Source organism: Marinobacter sediminum, from assembly GCF_016820575.1.
In the GTDB taxonomy this organism is placed as follows: domain Bacteria; phylum Pseudomonadota; class Gammaproteobacteria; order Pseudomonadales; family Oleiphilaceae; genus Marinobacter; species Marinobacter sediminum.
The window spans coordinates 421,060-442,105 of sequence record NZ_JAEMQH010000001.1; the positions used below are offsets into that span (position 1 = coordinate 421,060).

Annotated in this window: 17 protein-coding genes; 10 read left to right on the top strand and 7 right to left on the bottom strand. The window is 60.8% G+C overall.

Annotated features, from left to right (window positions below; genetic code table 11):
- Positions 1–61: 61 nt before the first annotated feature.
- The gene (locus FGO67_RS01900) at positions 62–772 is read left to right on the top strand and encodes a hypothetical protein (protein ID WP_338039522.1); all 711 of its coding nucleotides are present in this window, start codon (positions 62–64) and stop codon (positions 770–772) included.
- A gap of 7 nt (positions 773–779) precedes the next feature.
- On the opposite strand, the gene FGO67_RS01905 is transcribed toward FGO67_RS01900, so the two are convergent.
- Entirely contained in the window at positions 780–3,476 is a 2,697-nt protein-coding gene (locus FGO67_RS01905) for a molybdopterin-dependent oxidoreductase (protein WP_203299043.1), read from the bottom strand.
- 448 nt (positions 3,477–3,924) lie between these two features.
- Here FGO67_RS01905 and FGO67_RS01910 point away from each other — a divergent pair, with 448 nt between their 5' ends.
- The 3 genes from FGO67_RS01910 to FGO67_RS01920 are packed head-to-tail and all read left to right on the top strand — an operon-like array spanning position 3,925 to position 7,201.
- Entirely contained in the window at positions 3,925–5,313 is a 1,389-nt protein-coding gene (locus tag FGO67_RS01910) for a CmpA/NrtA family ABC transporter substrate-binding protein (RefSeq protein ID WP_203299044.1), read from the top strand.
- Positions 5,314–5,336: 23 nt separating this feature from the next.
- Entirely contained in the window at positions 5,337–6,332 is a 996-nt protein-coding gene (locus FGO67_RS01915; RefSeq protein ID WP_203299045.1) for an ABC transporter permease, read from the top strand.
- An 11-nt stretch (positions 6,333–6,343) separates the two neighbouring features.
- Complete coding sequence (locus FGO67_RS01920) at positions 6,344–7,201, top strand: ABC transporter ATP-binding protein (protein WP_203299046.1); 858 nt, start codon at positions 6,344–6,346, stop codon at positions 7,199–7,201.
- A 37-nt stretch (positions 7,202–7,238) separates the two neighbouring features.
- Here the strand turns inward: FGO67_RS01920 and FGO67_RS01925 are convergent, their stop codons facing one another.
- Complete coding sequence (locus FGO67_RS01925) at positions 7,239–8,537, bottom strand: nitrate- and nitrite sensing domain-containing protein (protein WP_203299047.1); 1,299 nt, start codon at positions 8,535–8,537, stop codon at positions 7,239–7,241.
- 354 nt (positions 8,538–8,891) lie between these two features.
- Between FGO67_RS01925 and FGO67_RS01930 the strand changes: the two genes are divergently transcribed.
- From FGO67_RS01930 to FGO67_RS01945, 4 genes are all read left to right on the top strand, one after another.
- On the top strand, positions 8,892–10,136 hold the full coding sequence (locus tag FGO67_RS01930; RefSeq protein ID WP_203299048.1) for an NAD(P)/FAD-dependent oxidoreductase: 1,245 nt from the start codon (positions 8,892–8,894) through the stop codon (positions 10,134–10,136).
- Between the two features lie 27 nt (positions 10,137–10,163).
- Entirely contained in the window at positions 10,164–12,671 is a 2,508-nt protein-coding gene (gene nirB / locus FGO67_RS01935) for a nitrite reductase large subunit NirB (protein WP_203299049.1), read from the top strand.
- Between the two features lie 164 nt (positions 12,672–12,835).
- Positions 12,836–13,204: a nitrite reductase small subunit NirD gene (nirD, locus tag FGO67_RS01940; RefSeq protein WP_203299050.1), complete on the top strand. Its 369-nt coding sequence runs from the start codon at positions 12,836–12,838 to the stop codon at positions 13,202–13,204.
- A gap of 89 nt (positions 13,205–13,293) precedes the next feature.
- Positions 13,294–14,661, top strand: a complete 1,368-nt coding sequence (locus FGO67_RS01945; protein ID WP_203299051.1) for a wax ester/triacylglycerol synthase family O-acyltransferase — start codon at positions 13,294–13,296, stop codon at positions 14,659–14,661.
- Here the strand turns inward: FGO67_RS01945 and FGO67_RS01950 are convergent, their stop codons facing one another.
- The gene (locus FGO67_RS01950; protein WP_203299052.1) at positions 14,662–15,069 is read right to left on the bottom strand and encodes an NINE protein; all 408 of its coding nucleotides are present in this window, start codon (positions 15,067–15,069) and stop codon (positions 14,662–14,664) included. It lies immediately after the preceding gene.
- Between the two features lie 197 nt (positions 15,070–15,266).
- Positions 15,267–16,373, bottom strand: a complete 1,107-nt coding sequence (locus FGO67_RS01955; RefSeq protein WP_203299053.1) for a helix-turn-helix domain-containing protein — start codon at positions 16,371–16,373, stop codon at positions 15,267–15,269.
- A 220-nt stretch (positions 16,374–16,593) separates the two neighbouring features.
- Between FGO67_RS01955 and FGO67_RS01960 the strand changes: the two genes are divergently transcribed.
- A complete protein-coding gene (locus FGO67_RS01960) occupies positions 16,594–17,499 on the top strand; it encodes a metal-dependent hydrolase (RefSeq protein WP_203299054.1) in 906 nt (301 codons plus the stop codon).
- 38 nt (positions 17,500–17,537) lie between these two features.
- Here the strand turns inward: FGO67_RS01960 and FGO67_RS01965 are convergent, their stop codons facing one another.
- The 3 genes from FGO67_RS01965 to FGO67_RS01975 all read right to left on the bottom strand — a co-directional run bounded on the left by FGO67_RS01965 (position 17,538) and on the right by FGO67_RS01975 (position 20,389).
- Positions 17,538–18,317 carry a class II glutamine amidotransferase gene (locus tag FGO67_RS01965; protein ID WP_203299055.1) on the bottom strand — a complete coding sequence of 260 codons (780 nt, stop codon included), beginning with the start codon at positions 18,315–18,317 and terminating at the stop codon, positions 17,538–17,540.
- Between the two features lie 50 nt (positions 18,318–18,367).
- Positions 18,368–19,474 carry a GGDEF domain-containing protein gene (locus tag FGO67_RS01970; protein ID WP_203299056.1) on the bottom strand — a complete coding sequence of 369 codons (1,107 nt, stop codon included), beginning with the start codon at positions 19,472–19,474 and terminating at the stop codon, positions 18,368–18,370.
- 99 nt (positions 19,475–19,573) lie between these two features.
- Entirely contained in the window at positions 19,574–20,389 is an 816-nt protein-coding gene (locus FGO67_RS01975) for an SDR family NAD(P)-dependent oxidoreductase (protein WP_203299057.1), read from the bottom strand.
- Between the two features lie 198 nt (positions 20,390–20,587).
- Here FGO67_RS01975 and FGO67_RS01980 point away from each other — a divergent pair, with 198 nt between their 5' ends.
- On the top strand, positions 20,588–21,046 hold the full coding sequence (locus tag FGO67_RS01980; protein ID WP_203299058.1) for an NfeD family protein: 459 nt from the start codon (positions 20,588–20,590) through the stop codon (positions 21,044–21,046).

Consider the following 21,046-nt stretch of genomic DNA (forward strand, 5'->3'; position numbering starts at 1 on the left):
TGTGGTTTTGCGCCGGCCCCGGGAGCGGGTATCATCAGCGTCGATATTCCCGGAAAAGCATTTGCTAGATGGCTCCTTGATGACCAGTACCCAGGCCCGGCAACTCGGCCAACTGATGTGCGACACCACTTATGACGTACTCTGGCAACCGGCCACCGGCTGGCTGACAGACCGCCTCCCAGGCAGCTCCCTGCAGTGTCGTGTCGGTGCCGGCCAGGCCACCTACCACCGCTTTGACCCCCAGCGAAAACAGCACCTGATCACCTACGGCGTGCGCATGGTCGAGGCCAAGCAACAGCCAGACACCGCCCATGGCTGGCTGTCCAGTCGAGAGATCCGGAAACGGGGTTATTTTGACGGCCAGCTGAGTCCGCTGAACCTGCTGGCGCACACCTGCTGCCATGAATTCGCGCACCTGTTACAGCAGAATGCCGGCAAACGCTTCCGGGGTTCGGTGCACAACCGGCACTTCTACGAGATTCTGGACGAACTGCACGCCAGTGGTGGGGCTGTGGCGGTGCGGCGGTCTCTGGCCATCCGTGCCGCCGACCGCGGCATGGCGCTGTCGACAGATCCGTTCGAACTGCCGGATCCAAGCGTCGCCCGCAAACACTGGCAGGTCGGCGAGGTAGTGACCTTTGGAGCCGGCACACGAGAAATCCGCGGCCGGATTCGCCGGGTCAACCGGAAGACCTGCACCGTTGAGGGCACCGGCCGGTCTGTGGGGTTGCGCTACCGGGTGCCCTTACCGCTACTGCGCAAAGCCGGCTGACCAAAGCTCAGGACACCTCGGCCGCTTCCGGCGCCGGGTATTGGCTCAGCAATCCGCGCAATTCCGGGATACAGGAGCCACAGTTGGTGCCGCATTTCAGGGCCTGACCCAGCGCTTCCACACTGTCTTCACCGGCCTGAATCGCCTTGGCGATCTGCATCTCACCTACCTGGAAGCAGCTGCACACCAGCGCGCCGGTGTCTTCGCTGTCTACAGCACGAGCCGCCAGCAGGCACTGACGTTGCTCGGGACTCAGACACTCGGCCTCAAAGCACTGATCCAACCAGGCCAGATCCGGCAACTCGGACGCACTCGGCGCCACCAGCAGAATCGCCTGCAGCTGCCCATCAACAATTCTAGCGGCCCGAAACCGGCCGCAGGCGACGTCGCCCATCACCACCTGAGCCGCACCGCCCAGCCAGGCATCGGCCTCCCGTTCCCAATCCACCGGCTGGTTGCCCGCCAGCCACCAGCTCTCGCTGTGACTCAGCGGCTGCCGGGCCCAGTAACCCGAGGGACTGACCAGCTCCGGCTGCCATCCACTGGCCGGGCGTCGCATCACGCGGGCGTGCCAGCGACTCGGCAACGGTTGCAGGCTGGCGACGCCATGTTTGCCCTCCGGCTGCCCGGATACCGGATCGGTCACTGCCATCATCAAATCGGTCGCAGTGCCCCGGGAGGCAAACTGACGGTTCCAGTGAATGGGCACAAACACCTCGCCCGGGCGCTGATCCGGTGTCACCCGAATCCGGCCCACGTATTCGCCACCGTTGCGACCGGTCAGCCGGCCCAGCTCGCCCTCAGCCAGGGTCAGTGCCTCAGCGTCGTTGGGGTGCACCTCAATAAACGGCTCCTGACGATGGGCAAGCAGCCGGGGTGCCAGGGCAGTCCGGGTCATGGTGTGCCACTGATCACGAATCCGGCCGGCGTTCACCACCATCGGCTGGGCGGGCGAAGGCTGTTGGCCCGCACTCACGGTGTGGATTGGCACCATTCGGGCGCGACCATCGGGCGTAGCAAAGCCGCCTTGGCCAAAAAGTCGGCGGGTGCCGGCAATCCCACCCTCCGGCGTAGCTGAAACCGGCCATTGCAGCGGTTCGAATTCGTCGTAATCAGAGTCGGACAGGGTTTTCAGGCAGTCAATATCAAACTGGCGGCGACTGCCGCTGGCCTGGACGGCGATTCCGGAAAGCGCAGCGTGCTCGCGAAAGATATCCGCCGGCCGCTGGTAGCCGAACGCCTCGCCATAACCCATCTCCCGGGCCACGTTCGCCATGATCCACCAGTCAGGTTTCACCTCGCCAGGCAGGGGCAGGAACGCCCTTTGCCGGGAAATACAACGTTCAGAGTTGGTCACCGTACCGTCTTTCTCGCCCCAGCCGGCAGCGGGCAACAGAATGTCGGCGTAGGTGGTGGTGTCGGTCTCGGCCATGCAATCGGAAACGATCACCGTGGGGCAACGTGCCAGCGCCTCGCGCACTCGGGTCGACTCCGGCAGGCTGACCGCGGGGTTGGTACCCATGACCCACAGCACCTTGATCTCGCCCCGATGCACTGCTTCAAAAAGTTCCACGGCTTTCAGGCCGGGGCCCTCGGGAACCCGGTCAGCACCCCAGAACCGGGCCACACTGTCCCGGGCACCCGGGCTGTCGTAATCCATGTGCGCTGCCAGGGTATTCGCCAGCCCGCCGACTTCACGCCCGCCCATGGCGTTGGGCTGGCCGGTCAAGGAAAAGGGTCCGGCACCCGGCAACCCGACCCGACCGGTGGCCAGATGGCAATTGATAATGCTGTTGCACTTGTCCGTTCCCGCTGACGCCTGGTTGATGCCCTGGGAAAAACCGGTCACCGTGCGCGGAGTCTGCGCAAACCAGCGGTAGAAGGTTTCCACATCGGCCATCGGGAGATCACATTGCTCAGCCACCGAGCTGACCGAGGGAGCTGCCTGGGTGGCGGCCTCCAGGGTTTCATTGAAGCCGTGACAATAGCGGGCGATATAGCCCTGATCCAGGCCGTCGTGCTCCGTCAGCCACGCCAGCAGGCCATTGAACAAAATGGTGTCGGTGCCCGGCTTCAGTTTCAGGTGCAGGTCCGCCAGCTCGGAGGTAGCCGTCCGGCGGGGGTCGATCACCACCACCCGACGCCCGGCCCGGCTGGCCGCTTTCATGCGCTGGTACAGCACCGGATGGGCCCAGGCGGCGTTGCTGCCAGCCAGTACCAGTAGATCTGCCAACTCCACATCGTCGTAGCAGCCGGGCACACAGTCTTCTCCAAATGCCCGTTTGTGGGCCGCCACTGCCGAAGACATGCACAGTCGGGAGTTGGTATCCACATGCGGTGTGCCGACAAAGCCCTTGGCCAGTTTGTTGGCGACGTAATAATCCTCGGTTAACAGCTGGCCCGACAGATAGAACGCCACCGAACCGGGACCGTGCCTGGCCACCGCCTCGCGAATGGCTCCAGACGCGGCTTTCAGCGCCTCGGGCCAATCGCTTTCCACACCGGCGAGCCGGGGCCGCAAAAGACGACCGGCAGGCACCAGGGTCTCGTGCAAGGCCGAGCCTTTAACACACAATCGCCCCTGATTGGCCGGGTGCTGCTGATCGCCACTGACTTGCCCGGGCCCGGCCGTCACGCCGCAACCGACACCACAGTAGGGGCAGGTGGTCCGAACGCCGGTCGCTGTCTGATGCTCGCTGTTCACGTCGTATCCTCTCGGCTCTAAAACAAAGACGCCCGCTTCCGGGAACCGGTATATCCGGCACACGGGAGCGGGCGTCTTTGCCTATTTCGTCGTTATCTGAAGTCTTTTTGCTAAGTTAACCGTTGCAATAACAGGGCCATCCCTGCATTGAAGCTATAACGGACCCCGGCGGGCAGGAGCATCACTTTTCACGGCCCACAATGGTGCAAGGCTCAAAAAAGCGCACTAAAACACATCGGCAACCACGCGCCAGATTCCGACCCATTGTCGGGCCTTAATCCTTACTCGGCTGTTTTAAATAACTTTTTTATCTCTGGCACAGGCTGTGCAATCAACACCTTTGAACATTTCAGATCATTGTTGATTCAACAGGCATAGGCGCCTGCCTTCCGATAACGGAGGGCAGGCGCTTTTTTTTGCCTGAAAGAACATCGCGAGGAAAGTAACCATGAAGACATCCCTGACAACCGTCTCCGGCACACTCAGGCAGCTGACCGGACTGGCCACGGCCATCTCTCTGATGGCCGGCACCGGCCTGGCCCAAGCAGAGATTGGCGCCCCGGAGAAGCCGGACCTGAGACTCGGCTTCATCAAACTGACGGACATGGCGCCCTTGGCGGTAGCCTGGGAGCAGGGCTTCTTTATGGATGAAGGCCTGTTTGTCGAGCTGGAAGCCCAGGCCAACTGGAAAGTGCTGCTGGACCGGGTCATCACCGGCGAACTGGACGGCGCGCACATGCTCGCCGGACAACCCCTGGGGGCCTCCATTGGCTATGGCACCCAGGCCGACATCATTACCGCCTTCAGCATGGACCTGAACGGCAACGGCATTACCGTCTCTAATCAAGTCTGGGAGACCATGAGCCAGCACATTCCTGAGGAGGACGGCAAACCGGTACACCCGATCAGCGCCAGCGCCCTGAAACCGGTGGTGGAGCAATCCCGGGCAGAAGGTGAACGTTTTCGTATGGGCATGGTGTTCCCGGTGTCTACCCACAACTACGAGCTGCGTTACTGGCTTGCCGCCGGTGGCCTGAACCCCGGGTTCTACGCACCCCAACGCGGTGACACCAGCGGCACCCTGGAAGCCGACGTGCATCTATCGGTGACGCCACCACCACAGATGCCCGCCACCATGGAAGCCGGCACCATTCAGGGTTACTGCGTGGGCGAGCCCTGGAACCAGCAGGCAGTATTCAAGGGCATTGGCGTACCGGTGATCACCGACTATGAGATCTGGCCCAACAACCCGGAGAAGGTGTTCGGCGTGACCCAGTCCTGGGCCGAGCAAAACCCCAACACCCACCTGCACCTGCTGCGTGCCCTGATTCGCGCGGCGCACTGGCTGGACGAGAACAACAACGCCAACCGTGCCGAAGCGGTGGAAATCCTGGCCCGCCCCAGCTATGTCGGCGCCGATGCTGAGGTCATTGCCAACTCCATGACCGGCACCTTTGAATACGAGAAAGGCGACATCCGCGAGGTGCCTGACTTCAACGTCTTCTTCCGTCATCACGCCACCTACCCGTACCCGTCGGATGCCATCTGGTACCTGTCGCAGATGCGTCGTTGGGGCCAGATTCCCGAGGCCAAATCCGATGACTGGTACATGAAAACCGCCGCCCAGGTGTATCGCGGTGACATTTATGCCCAGGCCGCCCAGTCCCTGATCGACGACGGCCTGATGCAGGCCGAGGACTTCCCGGATTTCAGCCAGGAAAACTTCGCCCGCCCTTACCAGGGTGAGCTGATTGATGGCGTTGCCTTCACGCCACGCCAGCCGAACGCCTACATCGACAGCTTTGAGATCGGCCTGAAAGGCGACGACACACCGTAACCGGGCGTAGCCAGGAGAACGACATGACCACGTTAACCAACCCCACTTCCAGAACCGGCACACCCGGCTGGCTGAAAGCACTGGCAAGCCGGTTCACCGGCGCCGAGCTGGCCCAGTCGGGCAAGCAACTGTTGCTGCCGACCATCGGCATCCTGATCTTCCTCGGGTTCTGGCATCTGGCCGCGCCCCAGGTCAACACGTCCCTGGGCGCCTTTCCGGGCCCGGCACAAGTCTGGGAGCAGGGCGGTCAGCTCTGGCAGGAACACGCCAACCAACGGGCCCGGGCCGACAAGTTCGTGACCATGCAGGAAGAGCGTAATGCACGCATCCTGGCCGATAACCCGGACGCTGACGTCAAAATTCGCGACTATCCGGGCGCCCCCACCTTTCTGGATCAGGTGGTTACCAGCCTGATCACCGTGCTCGCAGGCTTCCTGCTGGCAACGGCGATTGCAGTGCCTTTGGGCATCGTCTTTGGCTTGAACCGGCACTTCCAGGCGGCGGTCAATCCGCTGATCCAGATCTTCAAACCGGTATCGCCGCTGGCCTGGCTGCCCCTGGTGACCATGGTGGTCTCGGCTACCTACGTCAGCGACGACCCGATGTTCGAGAAGTCGTTCCTGACTTCCATGATCACCGTCACCCTGTGCAGCCTTTGGCCCACCCTCATCAACACCAGCGTCGGCGTGGCAGCGGTCAATCCGGATCTGCTCAACGTGTCCCGGGTGCTGCGCCTGTCGTTCTCGACCCACGTGCGCAAGGTGGTACTGCCGTCGTCGGTACCAATGATTTTCACCGGCCTTCGGGTCTCTCTGGGTATCGCCTGGATGGTACTGATTGCCGCGGAAATGCTGGCCCAGAGCCCGGGCCTGGGCAAGTTCGTGTGGGACGAATTTCAGAATGGCAGCAGCCAGTCCCTGAGCCGGATCATGGTGGCGGTATTGGCCATCGGTTTTATCGGTTTCCTGCTGGACCGGCTGATGCTGATGATCCAGAAGAAAGTCGCCTGGAATGAATAACGGAGACCATCATGACTAAAGCACATCTGGAATTAACCGGCGTGGAAATGGCCTTTGAGACACCCAAAGGCGCCTTCGTCGCACTCGACAACCTCAACCTGAAAATCAAGAAGGGCGAGTTTGTGTCCCTGATCGGCCACTCAGGTTGCGGCAAATCCACCGTGCTGAACATTGTCGCCGGCCTGCTACAAGCCTCCAAGGGCGGCTGCGTTCTGGACGGCCATGAGGTCAACTCGCCGGGCCCAGAGCGGGCGGTGGTGTTTCAGAATCACGCCCTGATGCCCTGGCTGACCGTGTACGAAAACGTGGAACTGGCGGTACAACAGGTATTCCGCAAGTCCATGGCGAAACAGGAGCGCAAAGACTGGATTCATCACAATTTGGAGCTGGTCAACATGGCCCACGCCGCCAGCAAGCGGCCGGGAGAGATTTCCGGCGGCATGGCACAGCGGGTGGGCATTGCCCGAGCGCTGGCGATGAAACCCAGCGTATTGCTGATGGATGAGCCGTTTGGCGCGCTGGATGCCCTGACCCGGGCACACCTGCAGGATTCACTGATGGAAATTCAGCAGGAGCTTAACAACACGGTGATCATGATCACTCACGACGTGGACGAAGCCGTATTGCTGTCCGACCGCATCATCATGATGACCAACGGCCCGGCTGCCACCGTGGGTGAGGACCTGCGCATCGAGCTGCCGCGGCCACGAAACCGGGTCACCCTGGCGGACGATCCCACGTATGTGCACTACCGCCAGGAAGTGCTGAAGTTCCTGTACGAGAAACAGCGCAAGCTGGAGAACATCAAAACACGCAAAACCCACAGCGCCGAACAGGAAGAGAGCACCGCTCGCGCCGCAGGCGCCTGAGCCTGGTGGCTTTTTCAGGCCGCCTTTTCAAACCAGGTCACTTCAGAACATCGGCCATGGAGACCAGAGCCCGGGCCACCTCGGGCAGCTTCTTGCCCTGGTCCATGGCCAGCTTCCTGAGCACCCGGTGAGCCTCGTTGTTGTCGATCTTGCGATGTTCCATCAGCAGCAGCACCGCTTTTTCCTGGGTTCTGCGGTCTTCCAGGGCCTCCTTGGCACTCTGCAGTTCGTCGGTCATCTGCTGCAACCGACGAGTCTGTTCCTGCACCAGATCGAAGATGGAGCGACCAAACTGCTGACCCACGCCCTCACTCTTCCAGGCTTCCCCGGACCGGGCATCGTCAGCGGAATCGCACAGCACCAGCAGCGGCTGCGCCGGCGGATTCTGTGCGTCCAGTGATGCGATCAGGGTTTCCTGATGGGCCAGGGAGTTCCGGGCCTCGGCAAAGCGCTCGACACAGCGGATGTGGAAACTGCCCTCAACGGCGTCTTCCACCTTCTTGAGTTCATCCATGCGTTCCGACATCAGCGCAAACCAGCGATCCGCCAGCCCGGAGTCCAGGGTTTTGTAGCGCCCCACGGAACAGCCGAGCTGACGCAGGCGCTCGATTTCCGTCTCCCGGTCATGGGACCGCAAGGTCTGCCACAAGGCACGACTGTCGTCGTCGGCAAAGCTGACAAACACCTCAAAACAGCGTTCCTGTGCTTCAACCAGGTGCGTCATGCGCTTGGATAGTGCACTGTCGAAGCCGCCACTGGAGAACCCGGCGGAACCCACGGCACGCTCCTGGCCACAGAACTCCTTACCGTTCATCAGGTGCACCATGGCCACCAGCAGACCGGCCAGGGACGGATCAACCGCGGTATCGGCGGCCTCAAACACCACCGTAATCAAGGCGTGGATCAGGTTGCCATAAGCCTCGGTGGCTTCCGCCGCCGACACCGCCTGCCCGGCCACCTGGGACCGTAAGGCCGACAACTGCTGCAAGCCGTGCAGGGCAGTGGCGAGATGGTTCAACAGGTGGCTGCTGACCGGGTGAGCCGTCAGCGCCTCCTGAACCTCGGCCAAGGCCTGCTCGAACAGCTCCGTCAGCCGATCAGAGTCCTGGATCATCGCTTCCCGTTCGTCGGCGAATTTGTCGCCACCCGAGCCCAGAAACACGTTGGAAGCGCCCCGCTCACGCTGCAGGCCGTGCACCAGGTTACTGATGCTCTGCACCACCTTGCCCATCTGCAGAAAGTACTGGAGGTTCATCAGTTCGCATTGCCGGGATGCAATCAGGAAGTCCGCGGCGGTGGGTGGTTTGGGGTTGTGCTGCTGTCGCTTGGCGTTCATGGAAGTTCTCCCGGCACTGGCCGTGCTGTCTCAATAGCAATAACCGCAGCAATAACTACGCCAGAGGAAGCCTCAAAGTCGTGCAAAACGCCCCAGCACGGGGCAGTTAACCCTGCCAGAAAGCCCCAGCACATCCACCTGAAATCAGTATCTATCTGATTTAATTAGACTTAAAAAACTGGCACGAAGATCGCAATGTCTTTGGCAAGGATGAACGTCCCGGCCAAGGATTCGGCCGGACCATCAGATCATTGTTGTTGGCATTGGCGCCGGACCATCGATTCCCCTCGGGGATGCGATGCTCCGGCTTTTTTTGTGGGTTCAGGAAAAGGTTCAGGAAATCGGAGCGCGGCTATGGCCAGGACTAAGAACGGAAACAGGGAGCGCACCTTGGTGGTTTGCGGCCACGGCATGGTAGCGCAGCGCTTTCTGGAAGAACTGATGGCCCGGGCGCCAGTGCCTTACCAGAGCATCATTGTCTTCAACGGCGAGAGCCGGCCGGCCTATAACCGCATCCAGCTTTCGGCGCTTTTGAGCGGTGATGCCGATGAGGACAGCCTGATACTGAAGCCCGACGACTGGTTCGCCAGCCACGGCATCCGGGTGCATCACGGCGAGCCGATCCGCGCCATCAACCGCCAGGAACGCACCGTGACCACCCTGACCGGTCGCAGCCAGCATTACGACACTCTGGTACTGGCTACCGGCTCCCGGCCAGGGCAACTGGGGCTCCCGGGTGAAGACCTGGACGGTGTCCGCTACTTCCGGGACATCAACGACACCCGGACATTGATCGAGCAAAGCGAAACCCGGCAGCGCGCGGTCGTGGTCGGCGGCGGATTTCTGGGCCTGGAGGCAGCCGCCGGCCTGCAAAGTCGCGGCATGGCCGTCACCCTGCTGCACCGCAGTAACCACCTGTTAAACCGGCAGCTGGATACCGTGGGCGGCCAACTGTTGGCCGAGGCACTGGAACGCAAGGGCCTGAACATTCTTACCGGCACCGCGCTGCTTCAGCTGCTGGGCCGGGATCGGGTCCGGGCCGTGCAACTGAGTGACCAGACCCTGATCAGCACCGATCTGGTGGTCATCGCCACCGGCATAGTGCCAAACCGGGAACTGGCCGAGGCCGCGGACCTGGACTGCGGCCGGGGCATCCGGGTGAACCCGCAGCTGCGCACCAGCGACCCTGACATCTACGCCTTGGGGGAGTGCTGTGAACTGGGCAACGAAACCTTTGGCCTGGTGGAGCCCGGCTACCAACAGGCCCGGATACTCGCCCGGGTGCTTACCGACGACAGCGGTGCGGCCGGGTGGGCCCCATCGGTCATCGCCACCCGGCTCAAGATCAGCGACGTGCCGGTGTTTTCATGCGGTCAGCAGGCTCCGGACGAGGCCACCGAATCGCTGATCTTCCGGGATTTCGACACCGGCAGTTACAGCCATCTACTGGTCCGCGACAACCGCCTGATCGGTGTGGTGCTGATTGGCAACACCAACCAGGGTCCCTGGTACCAGGAGCTGATCACCGACCACACCGACATTACCGGCATTCGCGCCCAACTGCCCTTTGGCAAACCATTTTGTGAGGCGGCGGCCTGAGCCGCTGCCAGGAGAGAGGACATCACCATGAGCAAGAAAACCCTGATCGTCGTTGGCAATGGCATGGTTGGCCACCACTTCCTTGAACAGCTGGTCGCCAGCCCTGCCGCCGCAGACTACGACATCCTGGTCTTTGGCGAAGAGAAACAGCTGGCCTATGACCGGGTGCACCTGTCGGAGTACTTTGCCGGTTCCACTCACGCCGATCTCGCCATGGGCACAGCAGACTGGTACACCGAACAAGGCATCCAACTGCTGCTGAACGAGCCAGTCACGGGTCTGGATCGCGACCAGCGCACGGTGACCACTCCCAAGGGCGACTACCACTACGACGAGCTGGTGCTGGCCACCGGCTCCTACCCGTTCGTGCCACCCATTGAGGGAAGAGAGCATCCCCACTGCTTTGTCTACCGCACCCTGGAAGACCTGGATGCTATCCGTGCCAGCGCCCAGGCCGGCAAGTCCGGCGTGGTGGTCGGCGGCGGCCTGCTGGGTCTCGAAGCGGCCAATGCCCTCAAAAGCCTGGGCCTGCAGGCCCATGTGGTGGAGTTTGCACCCCGGCTGATGCCGGTACAACTGGACACCGACGGCGGCGCGCTGCTGCGCCACAAGATCGAAGAGCTGGGTGTGCAGGTACACACCGAAAAGGCCACCACCGCCATTGTTGCCGGTGAAGAAGCTCGCCTGCGCATGAACTTCAGCGATGACAGCCACCTGGAAACCGATCTGATCGTGTTCTCCGCCGGCATCCGGCCCCAGGATGCCCTGGCCCGCAGCAGCGGCCTTGAGGTAGGCGAACGCGGGGGCATCGTGGTCAACGACCAGTGCACCACCTCGGACCCGCACATCCACGCCATCGGCGAGTGTGCGCTCTGGGATCAGCGCATTTTCGGCCTGGTCGCCCCCGGCTACACCATGGCCCGCACCCTGGCGTCGGTGCTGAACGGCGATCAGGAGGCCGCGTTCACCGGCGCCGACATGAGCACCAAACTGAAACTGCTGGGCGTCGATGTGGGCTCCATCGGCGATGCCCACGGCCAGACTCCGGGCGCCCGCAACATCCGCTTCAACGACGAACAAATCGGCCACTACCGCCGCATGGTGATCAGCGAGGATGGCAAGAAACTGCTCGGCGCCATCCTGGTAGGCGACAACAGTCACTACGACACCCTGCTGCAATACGCCCTCAATGGCATTGCCCTGCCGGACAACCCGGAAACCCTGATCCTGCCGGAGAGCCAGGGCGGTGCCCCGGCCCTGGGCCCGGATGCCCTGCCGGAAACGGCGTCGATCTGTTCCTGCCACAACGTCACCAAGGGCGACATCTGTGGCGCCATTGACGCCGGCTGCGGCGACCTCGGCAGCGTCAAGGCCGAAACCAAGGCCAGTACCGGCTGTGGCGGCTGCACCGCGTTGCTGAAAAACGTGGTCGACAGCGAACTGGAAAAACGCGGCGTGGAGGTCAGCAAGGACCTGTGCGAGCACTTCCCGTACAGCCGCCAGGAGCTGTTCCACCTGGTGAAGGTGAACGGCATTCGTACCTTTTCCACTCTGATCCGGCAGCACGGCCGTGGTCACGGCTGCGACATCTGCAAGCCGGCGGTGGGCTCCATTCTGGCCAGCTGCTGGAACGAACACATCCTGGCCACCGACCATGTGCCACTGCAGGACACCAACGACACCTTCATGGCCAACATGCAGAAGAACGGCACCTATTCCATCGTGCCGCGTATTCCCGGTGGCGAGATCACCCCGGACAAGCTGATTGTGCTGGGTGAGGTGGCCAAGCAATACAACCTGTACACCAAGATCACCGGCGGTCAGAGGGTCGACCTGTTTGGCGCCACCTTGAGTGAGCTGCCGGAGATCTGGGAACAGCTGATCGCTGCCGGCTTTGAAACCGGTCACGCCTACGGCAAGTCCCTGCGTACGGTGAAATCCTGTGTCGGCAGCACCTGGTGCCGTTACGGCGTGCAGGACAGTGTGGGCATGGCGATCCGTCTGGAGGATCGCTACAAGGGCCTAAGGGCACCGCACAAGGTCAAGATGGCGGTCTCCGGCTGTACTCGGGAGTGCGCCGAGGCCCAGAGCAAGGATTTCGGGGTGATCGCCACGGAGAACGGCTGGAATCTGTATGTCTGTGGCAATGGTGGCATGCGTCCGCGCCACGCCGATCTGTTTGCTACCGACCTTTCAGACGAGGAACTGATCCGCACCATCGATCGGGTGGTGATGCTCTATGTCCGCACCGCCGATCGGCTGCAGCGCACCAGTGTCTGGATGGAGAATCTGGAAGGTGGCCTGGAGTACCTGAAGCAGGTGGTGCTGGAGGACAGTTTGGGGATCTGTGCGGAACTGGAGGAGCACATGGACGGCATTGTTGGCACTTATCAGTGTGAGTGGAAGACGGCGGTGGAGGATCCGGAGAAGCGCAAGCGGTTCCGGGAGTTTGTGAATGCGCCGGAGAAGAAGGATCCGGTGCAGCAGTGGACGACGGAGCGGGATCAGCGGCGGCCGGTGCTTGAGTCGGCCTAGCCTTTTGATTTTGGGGGGGTGGAGCGAGGGGCATGGGGGTATTTTTCTTCTGGGAAAATAACTCGCTTCGCTCAGACATCTTTTCCCTGACAGAAAAGTACCCCCATTCCCCTCACTCACAGAACTTTCGGATATCGACAGCTAGGAATCAAAGGAGCAAAACTATGAAAGCTCGGACTTGTTGGGAAGCGGTTTGTACGGTTGAGGACCTGGTGCCAGAATCAGGCATTGCGGTCTGGACCGCAGCGGGGCCGGTGGCGGTGTTTTACCTGCCGCATCGGCTGCCGGCGTTGTTTGCTATCAGTCACACCGATCCGTTCAGCGGTGCCAATGTGCTGGCCCGGGGGCTCACCGGTGATCTCAAAGGTCAGCCGGTGGTGGCCTCGCCGTTGTACAAGCAGCACTTCAACCTGGTGACCGGCCAGTGCCTGGAGGACGAGGCGGTGTCGGTTCAGACTTACCCGGTGTTGTTGGACGGCAATGAAATCCGGCTCGAGGTTCCGGTCAAGCAGTCTGAAACCGAGGCGGCCTGATCCGGGTTCGACGATTTACCGAGCAGTGACTTCTCAGGGTGTTTTTCTCGTGTAAGATCAGGGCAAACACTAAGAACAAGGATGCCTCTGTGAAGTCACTCAGCCCCACCGACCAGTTGTTCCTTTGGCTCGAAAAGCGCCAGCAACCCATGCACGTCGGCGGCTTGCAGCTGTTCTCGTTTCCTGAGGATGCGCCGGATGACTATGTTGCCCAACTGGCGGAGCAACTCCGCCAGCAAACCCAGGTAACCTCGCCGTTTGACCGGCGGCTGGATAGTCGCCTGGCCCAGCCGGTGTGGGTACACGATGACCACCTGGATCTGGAGCACCATTTTCGCTTTGACGCCTTGCCCACACCCGGCGGAGTCCGGGAGTTGCTGAGGTTTGTCTCCGCCGAACACTCGCACTTGATGGATCGGGAACGGCCGTTGTGGGAATTCCACCTGATTGAAGGACTGGGCAACCGTCAGTTCGCGCTGTACAGCAAGATTCACCATTCCCTGGTGGATGGAGTTTCCGCCATGCGCATGTTCCAGCGCATGCTGTCCACCGATCCGTCACAGCGCAACATGCCGCCGATCTGGGCACTGCCCCGGCGCAGTGGCAGGAAAACGGATGATGGCCAGCCCTCGCTCTGGCAGACCATCGGCCAGATTCTGGGGGCATCGGGCAAACAACTGGGCACCCTGCCCAAGGTGACCCGGGAGCTGCTGAGAACGGTGAACGAGGCCCGCAAGGATCCGGCATACGACTCCATCTTCCATGCCCCGCGCTGCGTGCTGAATGAAAAGATCACCGGTTCCCGCCGCTTTGCCGCCCAGTCCTACTCCCTCGCGCGGATCCGAGGTATTTGCCAAGCCTTCGGCACCACCATCAACGACGTGGTCACGGCCATGTGTGCCAATGCTCTGCGAACCTATCTGATGAATCAGGATGCACTGCCAGAGAAGCCATTGATCGCCATGGTGCCCGTGTCGCTGCGCAAGGATGACAGTGCGGAAGGCAACCAGGTCGGCGTTATTCTGGCCAACCTGCATACCGATGAACCCGATCCGGTGGAACGGCTGATCAAAATCCATCAGGGCATTCGCGCCGCGAAAGACCGCTACGCCAACATGTCGTCGGAGGAGATCATCAACTACACGGCGATGATGCTCTCGCCTGCGGCGTTCCACCTGCTCACCGGGCTGGCCCCGAAGTGGCAGACCTACAACGTGGTGATTTCCAACGTGCCCGGCCCCAAGGAGACCAGTTACTGGAATGGCGCCAAGCTGGAAGGCATGTACCCGGTCTCCATCGCCATGGACCGGCTGGCCCTGAACATGACGCTGACCAGCTACAACGATCAGGTGGAGTTTGGTCTCATCGGCTGCCGCCGCACCCTGCCCAGCCTCCAGCGCATGCTGGACTACCTGGAAGAGGGTTTGACCGAGCTGGAGCAGGCGGCAGCTCGGTGATCAGCCGAACCGCCGCTCCTTGTTGCGCTCGGAGATCTGGTCGTTAAGGGTCCAGAAATCGTACAGCACGCCCAGCAGGAACAGGCCGCCGGTGAGCAGGTAAATAATGCCGGTGATCCACTTGCCCTGGTACATCCTGTGCAAACCGAAGACCCCGGTGAAGGTCAGCAGCAGCCAGCCGATGTTGTAGCTGACTTCGCCATCCCGGAACCGCAGGTCCGCCTCCCGGTCCATGGCCGGAATCAGGAACAGGTCAATGATCCAGCCGATGAAGAACAGGCCCAGGGTGAAAAACCAAATGGTGCCGGTGATCGGCTTGCCGTAGTAAAAGCGGTGGGAGCCGAGGAATCCGAAGATCCAAAGCAGATAGCCAAAGAGTTTGCTGTGGGTGTCTGTTCGGGCTTCCATGGTGTTCCTTGTAGTTTGAGTTGGTGGCCCAGCCTTTATGGATTGGTGGCTGGCCGCGGTTCAGATTATTTTTCCCTTGGGAAAATAATCCAAGCCCGGTCCAACAGACAATGGGGGCATAGTCGCTGAATACAAAGGATAAAAAATGGAAAATCTCTTTGGCGTTAACATCCACTCTGCGACCCCACTCCAAACCCTCAGGGCCCTAACTCGGGCGCCGGATCCGGCCCACCCTCACGAAACTCGCTGGCCGACTTTCCGGTCCACTTGCGGAATGCCCGGCTGAAATTCGACAGATCGGCGTAGCCCAGCTCATAGGCAATCTCGCTGACAGACTGACTGGTGTAACGCAACAACTGAATGGCGCGATCTTTCAGCACCGATTCGACGATCTCCCGGTAGTGCGTGTCTTTCTCGGCCAGGCGCCGTTTCAGGGTTCGAGAAGACACGCAGAAGCGTTCTGCCATATCCTCCAGAGACGGCAGTGGGCCAGGCATCATGCGCAGCATGTTGCGGATCGCGAGGGTGATGTCGCCCTGTTCTTTCAGCGCCTTTTGCAGCTCGAATTCACACTGATCCCGCGCCATATCCGATGCCTCCGCATCAGCCAGCCGCATGCGCACATCCAGCAGCCCCCTGGGGAACACCAACATGACTTCCGGCTGGCCGTAATGGAACTGCACCGGCAGTTGGTTGGCAAATTGGCGATAATAGACTGGCTCCGAGCTGCGGAGGCACACGCTAACCCCGGGCAATTTGCCCGCGTCCAGGGCAAAACCCCGGCGCTCGGCGTCGCCCCGGTCCAGCAACTGCTCGGTCAGAAGGATCAGCGTGGCACTGACTGTCTCAGACAGGAAAGGCTCAAGCTCAAGCACTTCGAACTCGGTGCACAGCTGCACCAACACGCGGTCGTCCTTCAGGGACTGCTTTATGCTGAGAAACGGCGCCCGCAATTGCAGGTAGCGGTGCACCGAATTGAGCGCACCTTCAAAGGTGGGGCTGGTAAGAGCGGCAAAACCCAGGGTGCCGTGGATAGTGAGCCGCAGCGCCCGGGCCAGGGCAAAGCTCAGGCCATGCTTGCCCGTCAGATCCACGGCGCGCTGGGCCATGATCATGGCGTCAGTAATAAAAACCCGGCTGTCGTTCGATTTTAGATCCTCGGGCCCGAACGCCAGGTTCTCGTAGAGACTGCGATCGTTATAGCCCAGCTGTCGAACGGTCTCTGCCAGGACCCGCATGTAAACCCCGGGTACCAGGAACAGCCCCAGCATTCGCCGCTCGTTGTCCGCGCCTGTTGTTGCCATACAAGGATCCTTAACGGGAGTTCACAACGACACTCTCCAGACTCTAGCAAATGCCCGTCAGTACCACAGTGGGGCGAGGAAAAAGGTTGAGCGTCAGCACAGTCAATCATGGTTCGTCCCTGGCCCAATCTGAACGGTCGTCGTCCCGTTCGCGCATTCCTTCAAATTGTTGACTCTCACAGACTGGTCACAGGACATCAGCCAAGGTAAGGAGTCATCCATGCTGAACTCAAAAACACACGAAACACCACCCGTCACCAGCCCCCGGGCATCCAATACGCCGGACAACGTCAGCATCAAACCCCAGCGCATGGGCTTTGAATTCGGCGACCACATCCCGCAATACTGGGTCGGCCAGAACTATCTGGTGAGCCACACGTGGAACGCGCTGTCGGTGCTGTTTCCACAGGGCGAGCAATTTTTTGTGGACTCGGTACGCGCATTCCGCGGCCTATTGGATGATTCCAAGCTGAAGGAAGAAGTTCGCGGCTTTATTGGTCAGGAAGCCATGCACTCCCTCGAACATATTGCCATGAACCAGCACGTGCACGACCAGGGTATGCCAGTTGAAGACATGGAGCGGGACTTGAAGGTACTACTGGACACGGCCCGGCGACTGCCGAAACGACATCAGCTGGCAGTGACCTGCGCCCTGGAACACGTTACCGCACTGTTGGCGGACATGCTGCTGGAGCGGGATGAGCTACGGGAAGACATGGACAAGAGTATGCGCCCACTCTGGGTCTGGCACGCAATTGAAGAAACCGAGCACAAGGCGGTGGCTTACGACGTCTTCCAGCAGGCTGGTGGTACCTACGCCGAGCGCACCGCCTATCTGGTAGTGAGTACGGCGTTTCTGGGTTTAATGACGACCTGGTTTGCTGGCCGAATGATGCTCAACGACCGCAAGAACTTTTCGATCAGATCATCGGCCAAGGGCCTTTGGCGCCTTTGGGGTCCGAAAGGCACCTTTTCCAGCCTGATCCCGGCCTGGCTGGAATACTTCAAACCCGGGTTCCATCCGTGGGACAAGGACAACAGCGAGCTGGTCGCCAGATTCAAGGCTGAGATCCAGCAATACGCGGCGCCCGCGTATCGCGATGGTAATCGGCGAACCCTGCAGTAAACGAGCGGGCATACGCTTTGCGATGACCGCCGGCGGCCTTAAGGGGCCGCCGTTCCTGTCATTACCACTTCACCTCGACGCCAGAGCCGCCATTCCCCAGGCTGGTAAACGTCCCAGACTTCGTCCGTGGTCAGGGGCTCGGTCACCACAACGCTGACCACGTCATTGGGGGTAGTCTCGGATTCAAAATCGACAATTACATCTGCATCTTTCAGGCGCGCCGGACCAAATGGCGCTCTGCGTGTAATGCTGGCCATCTTGGTGCTGCAGTAGGTGAACAACCAGTCGCCGTTGCTGAGCAGGAGATTGAACACGCCCTGGCGGGCATAGTCCCGTGCCAGCGCCACCAGACGCTCGACGATGAGCTCAGTCGCGGTATCGCGATCACAGCCCCGGCGCAGATGATTGAGGATGTCGCAAAACAGCGCCTCGCTGTCGGTTGCGCCGACCGGTTCGTAAAAGCCGGGCGACGGGCGGAATCCGGTGAGTTGGCCATTGTGGGCGAAGACCCAATAGCGTCCCCACAGTTCCCGCATGAAGGGATGGGTATTGGCCAGGCAGATTTCACCCACGTTAGCCTGCCGGATATGGCAGATCGCCACTTCGCTTTTGATCGGGTGGGTCTGCACCACTTCCGCCAGGCGTGAGTTGGCACTGGCGTCTGAATCGTGGAACGCCCGCACGCCTTTACCCTCGTAGAACGCCACGCCCCAGCCATCTTTATGGGGCCCGGTGTCACCGCCACGTCGGGTCAGGCCGGTGAAACTGAAACAGAGATCGGTGGGGGTGTTGGCACTCATTGCCAGCAGTTCGCACATGACCGGGACGGTCCTTTCAAGGTGTGGATGAAACCACAAGGGTAACCGATTTAGCCCGTCCGCCCAGCCTGAATCTGATTCGATGATGGCAGTCTTCCACCATCGGCTCGGGCCACGCAGTTACGCCCGGCTCGCTTGCCGGTGTACAGGCCCCGATCCGCCATGCGAAACAGGTCCACCGCGCTTCGACCGTGGTCTGGCCATTGTGCGATGCCAAAGGAGGCGGTTACCCGGATACGGGCGTCACCATAGGTCAACTGGCAGTCGGCGATGCGCTGTCGCAGCTCATCCATCAGTTCAAAGGCTGTCACGGATTTCACATCCCTCAAAATCAACCCAAATTCCTCGCCGCCCAGGCGGCCAACGGAGTCCGTTGCTCGCAGCCGTTCTGTCAGACGTTGTCCAATGCTTTGCAGCACCCGATCACCGGCATCATGGCCAAGGGTATCGTTAACCACCTTGAAGTGATCGATATCCATAATTACCAGCGCAAATACCGTGCTGCTGCGCTCGCATTCGGCGATGGTCCGGTTCAGAGTAGCCCGGAAACTGCTGCGGTTGGCCAGACCAGTGAGGGCATCGGTCTGGGCCATCTGCACCAGCCGCTGTTCCGCCTCTTCCCGACGCTGTTCGTAGACATGGATGAAGGTCAGCATGAGGACCGCGCACAACACCAGGTTCAGCAGATCAATCAATACCTGTGGGCTGCCCACATCACCAAGGTGGAGGTAATAGATGGAAGTCCCCACCAGCATGAACGGCAGCGACAATATCAGGCCTTCGCGCTTGCCGAGCAGGAGGTACGCCAGCACCGGGATCATCAGGATCCAGACGAAAGCTGAAACCGAAGCCTGGGGCAATACCATGATGATCAGGAAGAACGAGAACAGCAGTACCAGGTAGGCATAGATCCACTGCTGCAGAATCGGGGTGACCTGCAAACGCCAGCTCCCGAAGAACAGCAGCGCGCTGGCGGCCAGCTCTCCGGCACCGACCCACCAGAATCCGTTCAGTATTTGCAGGCAGGCAAAGACAGCCAAGGCGACACCGGTAACCGCAAAAAGCAGCCGCATCAAGGAGCGACGGTGGCTATCCCTGAGACCCGACCGACTCTGTTCGAGAGTCGCCCCCAAATCCGTTTGATGAGGTGTGTCCATGCTGTTTCCCCTGGCTGCGAGCAAGTATAGACCCTACTCGGAGCCTGTAAACCTGCTCCCTCTGGCCCACCAACCGGCCACGGCGTAGCCCGGCATGACTCAGCGATAAAGGTTTTTGCGGGAGAATCGTTCCACCAGGGGTTGATAAGCAGCGCCGAGCAATCGATTGATGGCCTCGATACCCCAGGCATCCGGTCCGACCAGAATCCGGGATTCGTCCTTGAGAATCCCTTTAACAATGATGGCCGCAGCCTTTTCCGGCGTCGTCATTGCCATCTTGTCAAAGCCCTTGCGCTGAGCCGCGGCATTCTCGGACTTACCCATGCGGGCCGCGTTGGCAATGTTGGTCCGGATACCGCCGGGGTGGACGCAGCTGACCGCCACCGGCTGCTCTTCCAGCTTCATCTCCTGGCGCAGAGCCTCGGTAAAACCGCGCACCGCAAACTTCGCAGCGTTGTAGGCACTCTGCTTGGGCACACCGATCAGACCAAACACGCTGGATATGTTGACCACGTGGCCATCGCCGGAGGCGATCAAGTGCGGCAGGAACGCGCGGGTGCCGTGGGCAACGCCCCAGAAATCGATGTCCATGACCCATTTGAAGTCTTCGTCGGTCATTTCTCGGATGCTCGCCGACAGCGCCACACCGGCGTTGTTGATCACCAGATTGACCTGACCAAAATCTGCCGCGACCGACTCGGCATGGGCGTAGATGGCATCGCGGTCGGACACGTCGAGGCGATAGCTCCTTACCTCCGCGTCTTTCAACTCGGCCATAGTCTCCGCCAGCCCGGTTTCGTTGACGTCCGACAACGCCAACCGGCAGCCCCGGGCTGCCAGGGCCTTGGCCAGCGCACGCCCGATACCTGAGCCTGCGCCAGTAATAACAGCAACCTTGTTCGTCAGATCCTTCATGGTCACACGACCCCTTTTGTTAGTGTTCGGTCAGGCTATTACTTTACCAGTTGCTTGGGCACTGAGTATGGCTCCAACCGACGTCGCCAGCAGGCACTGCGGCCACCCTGAGACGCCCTTGCCGGAATTGGGTACAATCGATTTCCGTCGGCCGGCGAGTACCGCCAGCCCTCCACCTCTGGACAATGGTAGCTGTATATGGAATGGAGTCTGACACATTTCTGGCTGATACTGGCGCTGGTTCTCAGCCTGGCCGAGCTGACCTCCGGCGTTCTGCTGTTGCTGGCGCTGGGCATTGCCTCGGCCCTGACCTCGGTGCTGGCCTTTATCGGCTTGCCGTTGGAATGGCAGCTGGTCGGCATGGGTATTTTTTCCGGCGTGCTGGTGCCCGTTGCCGTTCGCTGGATTCGGCCACGGTTTTCGCCCAAAGGCGTAGCCTATGGCACCACTGGCACGGGCGTTGAACAAGGCCGGAGTTACCGAACCCTGATCCGGGACTTCGACAGCGCCAGCGGCATCAAGGTGAACGGTGACTTCTATCGTCTGAGAGTCGCAAGCACCGGGACCACTGAACTTCCGGAAGGCACCAAGGTTCTCTTCAAGCACTTTGACGGCACCACCGCCGTCGTCGAAACCATCACTCACACGGAGCAGTAA

Excerpts from the sequence above, each read along its gene's own strand:
- nirB (WP_203299049.1), top strand. The coding sequence starts at position 10,164 with ATGAGCAAGAAAACCCTGATCGTCGTTGGCAATGGCATGGTTGGCCAC.
- FGO67_RS01910 (WP_203299044.1), top strand. The coding sequence starts at position 3,925 with ATGAAGACATCCCTGACAACCGTCTCCGGCACACTCAGGCAGCTGACC.
- FGO67_RS01920 (WP_203299046.1), top strand. The coding sequence starts at position 6,344 with ATGACTAAAGCACATCTGGAATTAACCGGCGTGGAAATGGCCTTTGAG.
- FGO67_RS01980 (WP_203299058.1), top strand. The coding sequence starts at position 20,588 with ATGGAATGGAGTCTGACACATTTCTGGCTGATACTGGCGCTGGTTCTC.
- nirD (WP_203299050.1), top strand. The coding sequence starts at position 12,836 with ATGAAAGCTCGGACTTGTTGGGAAGCGGTTTGTACGGTTGAGGACCTG.
- FGO67_RS01965 (WP_203299055.1), bottom strand. The coding sequence starts at position 18,317 with ATGTGCGAACTGCTGGCAATGAGTGCCAACACCCCCACCGATCTCTGT.
- FGO67_RS01955 (WP_203299053.1), bottom strand. The coding sequence starts at position 16,373 with ATGGCAACAACAGGCGCGGACAACGAGCGGCGAATGCTGGGGCTGTTC.
- FGO67_RS01960 (WP_203299054.1), top strand. The coding sequence starts at position 16,594 with ATGCTGAACTCAAAAACACACGAAACACCACCCGTCACCAGCCCCCGG.
- FGO67_RS01925 (WP_203299047.1), bottom strand. The coding sequence starts at position 8,537 with ATGAACGCCAAGCGACAGCAGCACAACCCCAAACCACCCACCGCCGCG.
- FGO67_RS01970 (WP_203299056.1), bottom strand. The coding sequence starts at position 19,474 with ATGGACACACCTCATCAAACGGATTTGGGGGCGACTCTCGAACAGAGT.
- FGO67_RS01950 (WP_203299052.1), bottom strand. The coding sequence starts at position 15,069 with ATGGAAGCCCGAACAGACACCCACAGCAAACTCTTTGGCTATCTGCTT.
- FGO67_RS01930 (WP_203299048.1), top strand. The coding sequence starts at position 8,892 with ATGGCCAGGACTAAGAACGGAAACAGGGAGCGCACCTTGGTGGTTTGC.
- FGO67_RS01975 (WP_203299057.1), bottom strand. The coding sequence starts at position 20,389 with ATGAAGGATCTGACGAACAAGGTTGCTGTTATTACTGGCGCAGGCTCA.
- FGO67_RS01915 (WP_203299045.1), top strand. The coding sequence starts at position 5,337 with ATGACCACGTTAACCAACCCCACTTCCAGAACCGGCACACCCGGCTGG.